Raw genomic sequence first — 9588 nt, forward strand, 5'->3', positions numbered from 1 at the left:
TCAGGCGCTCGCGAAGCTCGCTAGCAGCCCTTCGAACAGCCGCCGCCCGTCCGCCCCGCCGAGGGCGGGGACGCTGGCCGGTTCGATCGCGCGTTCGGGGTGGGGCATCATGCCGAGCACCCGGCCGTTCTCCGAGAGCACCCCGGCGATATCGCGGGCCGAGCCGTTGCAGCTGTCGGCGTAGCGGAACGCCACGCGGCCTTCGCCTTCGAGCCGGTCGAGCGTCTCGGCATCGGCGAAGTAATTGCCGTCATGATGGGCGACGGGGATGCGGATCGTCTCCCCCGCCGTGTAGCCTGCGGTGAAGGGCGAGGCGGCATTCTCCACCGTCAGCGGCACGGTGCGGCACACGAAGCGCTGCCCGGCATTGCGCAGCAGCGCGCCGGGAAGCAGCCGGGCTTCGGTGAGTACCTGAAAGCCGTTGCACACGCCGAGCACCGGCACGCCGCGATGCGAGGCCGCGACGACCGCGCGCATGATCGGACTGGTCGCCGCCATCGCGCCCGAACGCAGGTAATCGCCATAGGAAAAGCCGCCCGGCAGGGCGATGAGGTCGAGCCGCTCCGGCAGTTCGGCATCGGCGTGCCAGACGCGAATCGCGGGGACGCCCGAGACCGCCTCGAGCGCGGATGCCATGTCCCGGTCGCAGTTGGAGCCGGGGAAGGTGATAACCGCCGCCCGGAACGCCATCACCCGATGCTCTCGATCTGGAAGTTCTCGATCACGGTGTTGGCGAGCAGCTTCTCGCACATCTGCCGGATCGTCGCTTCGTCGGTGCCGTCGGCAAGGTCGAGCTCGATCAGGCGGCCGACCCGGACATCCTCGACCCCCGTAAAGCCGAGGCCTTCGAGCGCGTGATGCACCGCGCGGCCCTGCGGATCGAGCACGCCGGGCTTCAACCGGACGAGGACGCGCACTTGCATGGCAGACAGCTCCCTGATGGCCTTACGCGGCGCCCGGGGGGGTGGCGGCGCCGCGCTGCCGCTATAGCGTCCGGCGGCGCGGGCGCAATCGCCGATCTGCCGCTTGCGCCCGCCTGCGTCGCCTCGCCGGGCGCGCGGATTTCAACAGGATTGGGCCGCTCGTGACCGATCGGCGCGTGATCGCCGCAATGTTCGGCGCTAGGAACGGAATCGGCGTTGCACCGCCATGAGGGGGTGCAGCCATCTTCACCGAAGGGCCGGCAGGAGGCGACCTGCCGGCCCTTCTTCTATGGTGCGGCGGGGGCGTCCGCCTGTGCCGGAAGCACGAGGAACGTGACGGCGCTGCCGGGCTTCAGATAGGCCTGCGCGGTGCGGCGGATGTCCTCCGGGGTGATCGCCGCCATGACCTGCGGGACTGCGAGGAAGCGGTCGAGGCGCTCGGGCTCGCTCTGTGCGCGCGCCGCAAGGCCCAGCCAGCCGTTGAGGTCCTTGAGAGCCTTGTTGTATTCCTCCACCCAGGGCTTGCGCGCGCGGTCGATGACGTCGGCATCGAGCGGCGCTGCGGCAAGATCGGCGACCAGCGCGGCGACGGCGGCCCTGACATCCTCCACCTTGTCGGCGGCGACGGCGGCGCTGATCGCGAAGGTTCCGTAGCCCGGATAGTAATGGCTGAGGCTCGATCCCGCCGAGGGCGAATAGGCCTGCCCGAGCTTCTCGCGCAGCCGGTCGGTGAGTTCGATCCGCACGATCCGGGCAAGGAGGTCGAGCCGCTGCGCTTCGGCAAGGTCGCGGTCGTCGGTAGTCGGCCAGACCCATTGCAGCAGCGCCTGATCGCGCTCCCCCCGGTGGGTGAGAACGTGCTCGCCGCGCGCGGCGGTGAAGCTGCGGGTGCGGTTTGCGGTGCGTGGGAGGAAGGCGGGCTCGCGCGGCGGCAGCGCGCCGAGCGTCGCGGCGACGGCGGCGATGGCCGCGTCCTCGTCGAGGTCGCCGACCAGCGCGAGTTCGATCGCGCCATGGGCGAGCCGGTCGCCGATCGTCGCGGCGAGCCCGGCGAAGTCGAGCGCCATGTAGGCTTCCCTGGGTTGCAGGCTGAAGCGCGGGTCGCCGCCCGAGAGGATCGCCCCGCTTGCCGCGCCCAGCGCGCGGGCGGGGGTGGCATCGAGCGTGGCGAAGTAGTTGGCGATCCCCCGGCGGTAGCGTTCGACCCCCTCGGGCCGGTAGCCGGGATCGGTCAGGGTGGCGGCGAGCACCTGCATCTGCAGCGCCAGATCACGCGGGGTGGTGATCGCGGCGGCAGTGAAGGCATCGGCGCCGCTCGCCAGCGAAAAGCTGACGCTGCGCCCGGCGAGCACGCTGGCGAGATCGTCCTGGCTGTGCTTGCCGAGCCCGCCGGCGGCGAGCGAATCCGCCAATGTCGTCGCCAGCGGTGCCTCGGGCGTGTTCATCAGGTCGCCGCCGTCGACCGCGAGCGCGAAGGCGATCCGGTCCTTGCGCACGTCGGTGGTCTTGAGCGTCAGGCGCACGCCGTTGGCGAAGCGGATCAGCCGGAAGCCGAGCCGCGGCTCGCGCGTGTCGGAGACCACCGTGCCGGCCGGACCGAAGTCGCTGTAGCCGAAGGCCGTCACCCCCGCCTCGGCAGGCGCGGCGACGGGCAGGGCCATGCCTTCCTCGAAGGCGGCGCGCAGGGCCGCTTCGCCGCCCTCGGGCGCGGCGCGGCCTTCGAAGCGGATCAGCGGCTCGGCGAACGGCGCCGCGTCGGCCAGCATGGCCTGCCAGACCGCCTCCGGAGTGATCTCCGGGAGCATCGCCTCGAACTGCGCGAGCTGCCATTCCGGCGTCGTCGGCACGCGCTCGTCGGCGACCAGCGCCAGCGCCGCACTGACGAAGGCGGCATTGTTGCGCGTGTCGGCCGCCTTGACGCCGTTCTCGAGGCCGGTGCGGATATTGGCGAGCTGCTCGTCGACCTCGGCGCGGGTGAAGCCGTGGGCGAGTGCCTGATTGACCTCGTGCACCGCAGCGGTCACGCCCTTGCGCCATCCGCCGTCCTCGGTGCTGACGGTGAGGCTGGTGATCCGCGCCGCCTCGAATATGTTACCCGAGCCGAAGCCCGCCGACTTGAACGGCGCATCGGCCCCCCTCGCGAGACGGGCGAGGCGGCGGTTGACGATGGCATAGCCGATGCCGCGCAGCCTTCCGAGGCGGCGGTTGGCGATGGTGTCGGGCTCGTCGCGCCACGGGGCGAGGCGGCTCAGAGTGACCTTCTCGGCGAGCGCGGGATCGAGGTGGATCGCGGTCAGCCCCTTGCGGGTAACGTCGATGGGCCCTGCCTGCGGCTCGGGCGGCACGGGACCTGCGGCCCAATCGGCGAAGCGCGCGGCGATGGCCGCCTCGACCACCGCGACAGGCAGGTCGCCGACCACCACCAGCACGGTGTTCGCCGGGATGTAGGCGCGGGCGTAGAGCGCGCGGAGCTGCGCGGCGGTGGCGTTCTCCAGCACCCGAAGCGCGCCGATCGGCTGGCGCTCGGCATAGCGGGCGCCAGGGGCGAGAAAGGCGATGTTGGCTTCAAGGTTGCGCTGCTGGAAGCCCGCCCGGTCGCGCCGCTCGGCGAGGATCACGCCGCGTTCGCGCGCGACTGCGTCCTCGGAGAGGGTCAGCTCGCTCGCGGTCTCGCGCATCAGCTTGAGCGCGGTGCCGAGCAGCGCCTCGTCGTTCCTCGGCAGGTTGAGCATGTAGGTGATGCTCTCGAAGCCGGTCGAGGCGTTGGTGTCCGCCCCGAAGGCGAGGCCCTCGCGTTCGAGCAACTTGACCATTTCGCCTTCCGGAATGCCGGACGAGCCGTTGAAGGCCATGTGTTCGAGATAGTGCGAAAGGCCGCGCTCGCTGTCGGTCTCCTCGAGCGAGCCAGAGCCGATGCGCATCCGCACCAGCGCGGTGCCCGCAGGGGTGGCGTTGCGGCGGATGATATAGCGCAGGCCGTTGGGAAGGTGCCCTAAGGTGTAGCCGGGATCGACCGGCACGTCGCTCGCCTCGAAGGCCCAGAGGGGGGAGGGAGCTGAAGCAGGCGCCTCGCCTGCGGCTTCGGCGGGGGGCGGGTCCTGCGCGGCAAGCGCCGAGGGCAGCGCGAACGCCAGCGCGAGCGCGGCGGCGATGGGGTGCAGAGAGGGGAGGGCGCGTCTTGGTGGCATGAGGTCAGCCCATGCACCCTAGGCCCTGAATCGCGCCTGTCAGCCGATTACTTCGCGAGCGCCTTACTTCTTCAAGGGGGGCGGCCCGCGCAGCCGCGAGCGCGCGTGCGACAGATCGAAGACCTCGCCCGGCCCGTTGTCTTCCGCGCCCAAGAGGCCGAGGCGGCGGGCAACCTCGCGATAGGCCTCCTCCTCGCCGCCGAGGTCGCGGCGGAAGCGGTCCTTGTCGAGCTTTTCGCCGGTGGCCATGTCCCACAGCCGGCAGCCGTCGGGGCTGATCTCGTCGGCGAGGATCACGCGGCTGTAATCGCCGTCGTAGAGCCGCCCGAACTCGAGCTTGAAGTCGACCAGACGGATGTCGATCGCGGCGAACATCCCGCACAGGAAATCGTTGATGCGGATCGCCATCGAGGAGATGTCGTGCATCTCGTCGTTCGACGCCCAATTGAAGCAGGCGATGTGTTCCTCGGCGACCAGCGGATCGCCGAGCGCATCGTCCTTGTAGTAGTATTCGATCAGCGTGTGCGGCAGCGGCTCGCCTTCCTCGATGCCGAGGCGCTTGGAGATCGAGCCGGCCGCGACGTTGCGCACCACCACTTCCAAGGGGATGATCTCGACCTGCCGGATCAGCTGCTCGCGCATGTTGAGGCGGCGGATGAAGTGGGTGGGGATGCCGATGTGGGCGAGGCGGGTGAAGACGTGCTCGGAAATGCGGTTGTTGATCACGCCCTTGCCGTTGATGGTGCCCTTCTTCTCGGCGTTGAAGGCGGTCGCATCGTCCTTGAAATACTGGATGAGCGTGCCCGGCTCGGGGCCCTCGTAGAGGATCTTGGCCTTGCCTTCGTAGAGCTTGGTGCGGCGGGACATCGTCAGTTTCCCTGTTCAGCGAATGGTGCCCGGGGGCGGATTTGAACCACCGACACGCGGATTTTCAATCCGCTGCTCTACCCCTGAGCTACCCGGGCATTCGCTGCGAGCGACGGGGAGAAAGCCATTCGGCTGCCCCGGCGAGCAAATGAGAGCGGCCCTATGGCGAAGGCCGAAAGGCTTGGCAAGAGGCTTTTGTATGGCCCGGCTCAGTCCTGATCGCGCCAGTTCTCGCGGGCGAGTTCCTCGGGGTCGGCCGGCCTCCCGGGCACGGCGTAGGAATCGGAGAACCAGCGGGCAAGGTCGCGGTCGCGGCAGCGCTCGGAGCAGAACGGGTGGTGTTCGGCCACACGCGGCTTGCGGCAGATCGGGCAGGGCTTCGAGGAGGTCGTCATAGGGGGAGAAGCTGGGCATGGGCGGCCTCGATGGCAAGTCCGGGATCGGTCGCGATCCGCACTTCGCGGCCCGTGCGGCGTGCGAGCTGGGAGAGCCAGTCATCCTTGAGCTTGGCCTTCAGCGCGGGATGCACCGAAAGCAGAAGCACGCGCCCCGTCCCCTCCGCCGCCAGTTCCGCCCGGCGCAGCGCCATGCGCGCCGCCATGCCGAGGCGGGCGGTGGCGAAGCGGTGCAGCAGCGAGGGGCCGGTGAGACGCGCGACGATCTGCACGAAGCCGAAGCCGTTCATCGCGGTGCGCTCGTGCGGGAAGCCCGCCAGCGCGGCCTCCAGCGCCGCATCGACCGCGCGGCGATCGTCCCTGGTCTGGAGCGTCGGGAAGTCGATGCCGATGTTGCCGCCGAGGTCGAACCACGCCAGCGCGCAGGCGATGGCCGGGACAGCGGCGAGCGCGACCTCGCGCGGGGTGCCCACCCCGTCGATGTCGATGACGGTCATGGCGGGGGTGACGCTGACGAGGATCTCGCCCCCGGGAAAGTCGAGACTGGCCGAGGAGGCGGCGTGCCACACCTCCTCCCATAGGCCAGCCGGAAAGCGGCGGACGACCCGGCCTTCCGGGACGGCGGCCAGGGGGAGGGGCGAATCCGCTCCCGCGACCCGTGCCTGCGCGCGCTTGAACCGTCCGCGTTCAGCCAGCGCGGCGCGGGTGATGACGAGGTCGAGGCTCTGCCCCTCGGTGACCTGCGGCGGCAGGTGATCGACCAGCGCCTCGGTGCCGTCACCCAGCAGCGCGACGCCGCGCCGCGTGCCCTTGAGCTTGGCGGTGAGTTTGCCGGTGGTGACGGTGCCCGCCGCAAGTTCGCCCGGCCAGAACACCTTGGCGGCGCGCACATGGTCGCCCTCGACGAGCAGCGCGCGGGTTTCGCCGATGCCTTCCTCGATCAGCCAGGTCATATCATCCTCGCCGGCTCGGGGAGGGGGAACAGCGAAGCTGGTGGAGGGGCGGGTGCGTTCTGCCGCGCGTTACCCAGTTCGGATCAGCGGCGACCGCCCCTCCACCATCCTGCCGATGGTCCCCCTCCCCTGAAGGGGAGGATCGCCTGTGCGCCTCAGCCAACCCTGAATCCCGCCGCCTTGAGCAGCGCGCGCGCGTGGTAGAGCGGCAGGCCCATCACGCCCGAATGGCTGCCCCTGATCCACGCGATCAGCCCTTCGGCCGCGCCCTGGATGGCGTAGCCGCCGGCCTTGCCCTGCCACTCGCCGCCGGCGAGGTAGGCGGCGATTTCCTCGGAGGAAAGGCGCTTGAAGGACACCACCGTCTCGTCGAGCCGCTCGCGCAAGGACCCGTCGGGCGCGCGCAGCACCACGCTCGAGAGCACCTGGTGGCGCCGCCCGCTCAAGAGGTCGAGGCAGGCGCGCGCCTCTTCGGCGGTTTCGGTCTTGGGGAGGATGCGGCGGCCGACCGCGACCACCGTGTCGCCCGCCAGCACAAAGCCCGGTGCCTCTATCGCCAACGCCTTCTCGCGGCCCATGCGCAGTGCATAGGCGCGGGGCAGTTCGCCCTTGCGCGGGGATTCGTCGATGTCGGCCGGGACGACGGCGTCCGGTGCAAGGCCGAGCCGACCGAGCAGCTCGCGCCGCCGGGGCGAGGCCGATGCCAGGGTCAGATGAGGCGCGCCCATGAAGCGGGCCCGCCGGCCTTATTGGGGGCCGGGGCCGCCGCGACCCGGCATGAAGCGGTAGGTGATGCGCGCCTTGGTGAGGTCGTAAGGGGTGAGCTCGCACAGCACCTCGTCGCCGACCAGCACGCGGATGCGGTTCTTGCGCATCTTGCCCGCGGTGTGGCCGAGCACTTCATGGCCGTTCTCAAGCTCCACCCGGAACATCGCATTGGGCAGCAACTCCACCACGCGCCCGCGCATTTCGAGGAGTTCTTCCTTGGCCATGAAATCCCTTTGTCTGTGGTGCGGCGCACAATACGCCCGTCGATTGGTGGCCGCGCTTTAGCGATGCGGGAACCAAAAGGGAAGGCTCGTGCGTTAGGCGCAGGATAAGCGGGGATTTGCGCAGCTTGCTTGATGCGCGCGCGTGCCCGGCGGGAGCGATTCCCGCTGCGGCAGGCATATCCCCATCGGGAGCGGCACAACGTCGCACCGCCACGATTGACCTTGAAGGGACCGCATGAACCTCTCCCCGTTTTCCCGCGCGATGCTGCGCGCCGGCACTTGCGCCATCGGCATCGCGCTCGCACTCCCGGCGGTGGCCGCGAACGCACCTGCCGCGAGCGCCCAGCCGCAGCCCGAGACCCCTGCGCCGGTGCGTGAACCCGAGACCGACAGCGCGGACGATGTTGCGAGCGGCAACGAGATCATCGTGCGCTCGGGCCGGATCCGTGGCCAGCTGGTGGTCGATCAGGCGCCGCTCCTTCAGCTGGACGAGACGCAGATCGCCGCCGAAGGCGTGACCTCGATCGCTGACCTCATCGCCCAGATCAGCGCGCGCACCGGCTCGGCGCGCGGGCGCGGCGGCGGCGGGATGCCGGTGATCCTCGTCAACGGCATCCGCATCGGTTCCTTCCGCGAGTTCCAGAACTATCCGCCCGAAGCCCTCGCCAAGGTCGAGGTGTTCCCCGAGGAAGTCGCCCAGCGCTTCGGCTTCCCGCCCGATCGCCGGGTCATCAACCTCGTGCTCAAGGACAATTACACCAACCGCCAGGTCGATCTCGAATACGAGATGCCCTCGCGCGGCGGCTACAGCCGCAACGAGCAGCAGTTCGGCTTCCTCAAGATCGCCAATGGCGGGCGGATCAACGCCAACATCCAGGTGCAGGACACCAACCTGCTCTCCGAAGCGGAGCGCAACATCCGCCAGACCCCCGGATCGATTGCGACGGTGCCCGGTGACCCCGATCAGGCACGCTTCCGCAGCCTGCTGCCCGACACCTTCAATGTCGAGGGCAATGTTTCCTGGGCCAAGGCCTTCATCGACAGCGGCACGGCGCTGTCCGCCAACCTCAACTACCAGCGCGACGAGAGCCGCAGCCTCGACGGGCTCAACACCGTGGTGCTGACCGCGCCGGGCGGGGCGAGCGCCACGCGCACCTTCGGGGCCGAGACCCCGCTCGCGCGGCGCTCCTCGACCGACACGCTCTCCGCGGCGGGATCGATCAACAAGCCGGTCAACCGCTTCCGCTGGACGAGCACCTTCGATGCCTCGCTCGCCGAGACCGAGACCGAGATCGACCGGCGCCTGACGCCGCAGCAGCTCGACGTGTTCCGCACCGCCGCCGCCGCCGGGCGACTGGCGCTGAACGGCCCGCTGCCGGGCGACACCGGCAACGGCTTCGACGTGGCGCGCAGCCGGACCATCACCGCCTCGAACCTCAATACCTTGCAGGGCCGGGTGGCGACGCTTCCCGCGGGCGACATCCTTGCGACCTTCGACGTGCGGCTCGACTGGCAGAAGATCGAAAGCTCCGACACGCGCACCGCGATCGGGGCCGACCTTACCCGGCGCAACCTGTCCACCGGCGTCAACCTGGTGGTGCCGCTCACCAGCCGACGCGACGAATTCGCCGATGCGCTCGGCGATTTCACACTCAATCTGCAGGCCGGGGCGGACAGTTTCAGCGACTTCGGCACGCTCGGCGACTGGAACGCGGGGCTGACGTGGAAGCCCTTCGACAAGCTCGACCTGTCGGCGACCTATATCTGGCGCGAGGTCGCGCCGGGCCTGTCCGCTCTCGGCGCACCGCGGATCGTCAACCTCAACGTGCCGGTGTTCGATTTCGTGCGCGGCGAGACGGTGCTCGCGGACGTCACCACTGGCGGCAATCCCGATCTGCCTGCCGAGACCCAGCGCGACTGGAAGTTTGCGGCCAACTGGGAACTGCCGTTCTGGGACAACACCCGGCTGACGGTGGAATACATCCGCAACCGCTCGGACAACGTGGTGAGCGCCTTCCCGCAGATCACGCCCGAGATCGAGGCCGCCTTCCCCGGGCGCATCACGCGCGACGCCAGCGGCCGTCTGACCGCGATCGACCGGCGTTCGGTGAGCTTTGCCAAGACGAAGTCGGACCGGCTGCAATTCACCTTCTCGACCAACGGCAGCATCGGCGCGCCTGCGGGCGGTCCGGGCGGCTTCGGCGGCCCTCCGGGCGGCGGTGGCGGCGGCGGTCGTCTCGGCGGCGCTGGCGGCGGCGGTGGTGCGGTGG

The 9588-nt window shown here is 69.9% G+C and carries 9 protein-coding genes and 1 tRNA gene; 1 reads left to right on the top strand and 9 read right to left on the bottom strand.

Translation table 11 applies throughout. The annotated features are described in order from the left end of the window. The 9 genes from purQ to infA form a co-directional block, all read right to left on the bottom strand. Positions 1 to 690, bottom strand: a complete 690-nt coding sequence (purQ, locus tag OPU67_RS05075; protein ID WP_267618041.1) for a phosphoribosylformylglycinamidine synthase subunit PurQ — start codon at positions 688 to 690, stop codon at positions 1 to 3. After that, a complete protein-coding gene (purS, locus tag OPU67_RS05080) occupies positions 690 to 923 on the bottom strand; it encodes a phosphoribosylformylglycinamidine synthase subunit PurS (RefSeq protein WP_267618043.1) in 234 nt (77 codons plus the stop codon). Before purS ends, purQ begins: the two co-directional genes overlap by 1 nt. Before the next feature lie 287 nt (positions 924 to 1210). Next, entirely contained in the window at positions 1211 to 4111 is a 2901-nt protein-coding gene (locus OPU67_RS05085; protein WP_267618044.1) for a M16 family metallopeptidase, read from the bottom strand. A 63-nt stretch (positions 4112 to 4174) separates the two neighbouring features. Beyond that, on the bottom strand, positions 4175 to 4978 hold the full coding sequence (purC, locus tag OPU67_RS05090; protein WP_267618046.1) for a phosphoribosylaminoimidazolesuccinocarboxamide synthase: 804 nt from the start codon (positions 4976 to 4978) through the stop codon (positions 4175 to 4177). Between the two features lie 23 nt (positions 4979 to 5001). Then, positions 5002 to 5076: transfer RNA gene (locus OPU67_RS05095), tRNA-Phe, on the bottom strand. A 111-nt stretch (positions 5077 to 5187) separates the two neighbouring features. Further along, positions 5188 to 5373, bottom strand: a complete 186-nt coding sequence (gene yacG / locus OPU67_RS05100; RefSeq protein WP_267618048.1) for a DNA gyrase inhibitor YacG — start codon at positions 5371 to 5373, stop codon at positions 5188 to 5190. Further along, entirely contained in the window at positions 5370 to 6326 is a 957-nt protein-coding gene (locus OPU67_RS05105) for a ribonuclease (protein ID WP_267618050.1), read from the bottom strand. The genes yacG and OPU67_RS05105 overlap by 4 nt, the downstream gene beginning before the upstream one ends. A 155-nt stretch (positions 6327 to 6481) precedes the next feature. Then, positions 6482 to 7054 carry a Maf family protein gene (locus tag OPU67_RS05110; protein WP_267618051.1) on the bottom strand — a complete coding sequence of 191 codons (573 nt, stop codon included), beginning with the start codon at positions 7052 to 7054 and terminating at the stop codon, positions 6482 to 6484. Between the two features lie 18 nt (positions 7055 to 7072). Continuing rightward, entirely contained in the window at positions 7073 to 7318 is a 246-nt protein-coding gene (gene infA / locus OPU67_RS05115; RefSeq protein WP_007163491.1) for a translation initiation factor IF-1, read from the bottom strand. A gap of 235 nt (positions 7319 to 7553) precedes the next feature. Between infA and OPU67_RS05120 the strand changes: the two genes are divergently transcribed. Continuing rightward, positions 7554 to 9588 (top strand): hypothetical protein (locus tag OPU67_RS05120; protein WP_267618071.1); only part of this gene is annotated, 2035 nt, incomplete at its 3' end.

This window comes from Erythrobacter sp. WG, assembly GCF_026586795.1.
Classification (GTDB): Bacteria; Pseudomonadota; Alphaproteobacteria; order Sphingomonadales; family Sphingomonadaceae; genus Erythrobacter.

What these genes read in the sequence shown, in the direction of transcription:
- purQ (WP_267618041.1), bottom strand. Translation starts at nt 690, where the DNA reads ATGGCGTTCCGGGCGGCGGTTATCACCTTCCCCGGCTCCAACTGCGAC.
- purS (WP_267618043.1), bottom strand. Translation starts at nt 923, where the DNA reads ATGCAAGTGCGCGTCCTCGTCCGGTTGAAGCCCGGCGTGCTCGATCCG.
- OPU67_RS05085 (WP_267618044.1), bottom strand. Translation starts at nt 4,111, where the DNA reads ATGCCACCAAGACGCGCCCTCCCCTCTCTGCACCCCATCGCCGCCGCG.
- purC (WP_267618046.1), bottom strand. Translation starts at nt 4,978, where the DNA reads ATGTCCCGCCGCACCAAGCTCTACGAAGGCAAGGCCAAGATCCTCTAC.
- yacG (WP_267618048.1), bottom strand. Translation starts at nt 5,373, where the DNA reads ATGACGACCTCCTCGAAGCCCTGCCCGATCTGCCGCAAGCCGCGTGTG.
- OPU67_RS05105 (WP_267618050.1), bottom strand. Translation starts at nt 6,326, where the DNA reads ATGACCTGGCTGATCGAGGAAGGCATCGGCGAAACCCGCGCGCTGCTC.
- OPU67_RS05110 (WP_267618051.1), bottom strand. Translation starts at nt 7,054, where the DNA reads ATGGGCGCGCCTCATCTGACCCTGGCATCGGCCTCGCCCCGGCGGCGC.
- infA (WP_007163491.1), bottom strand. Translation starts at nt 7,318, where the DNA reads ATGGCCAAGGAAGAACTCCTCGAAATGCGCGGGCGCGTGGTGGAGTTG.